The following is a 542-nucleotide window of genomic DNA, read 5'->3' as shown; positions in this document are numbered from 1 at the left end:
GAGGCGGTGTCGTTGTCGCCGTCCGTCACCGTCACGATCACCGACAGCGCGCCGTTGGTCAGGCTCGTCGTCTCGTCATAGCTCGCTCCCCCGGTCGGGTTGCGCAGCGACAGGTACTGCTCGACCGTGACCGCGCCCGTCGTGCCGTCCATCGAGATCGCGAACGCAACCGTGGTCGGCTGGCCAGCCACCACGCCAAGCACCAGCGTCGAGGAGATCTGCACCAGGTTGACCTGCGTGCCGTCCGTCAGCGTCACGCCCGATGCGCCGGCCACCGCCGAGAACGCATAGCCGATGCCGCCGCCGGCCGCCGCGCCGTCCGCCCCGAACGCCGGGGTGACCGTCACCAGCGCGCCACCGCTCGACGCCTGCGAGATGTAGCCCGTGCCGCCGACATTGAGGTCGTCGCCCGCCGTATAGCCGACCGGCAGCGCGATCGTCGCCGGCGTGCTCACCGGCGGCGAGCCCGCATTGGTGTTGCCTTCGTCCAGCACCACCTGCGCCTGCGCGTTCACAACCGCCGTCACCGCCGGACCGTCGTC

1 protein-coding gene is annotated in these 542 nt (G+C 71.2%); it reads right to left on the bottom strand.

All coding sequences use genetic code 11. The features are described from left to right. On the bottom strand, positions 1 to 542 hold a 542-nt coding region (locus tag ACFDR6_RS36320), incomplete at both ends, for a DUF5801 repeats-in-toxin domain-containing protein (RefSeq protein ID WP_375861384.1).

Source organism: Bradyrhizobium tunisiense, from assembly GCF_042263385.1.
GTDB classification, from domain to species: domain Bacteria; phylum Pseudomonadota; class Alphaproteobacteria; order Rhizobiales; family Xanthobacteraceae; genus Bradyrhizobium; species Bradyrhizobium tunisiense.
This window is presented reverse-complemented; position numbering and strand designations above follow the sequence as displayed.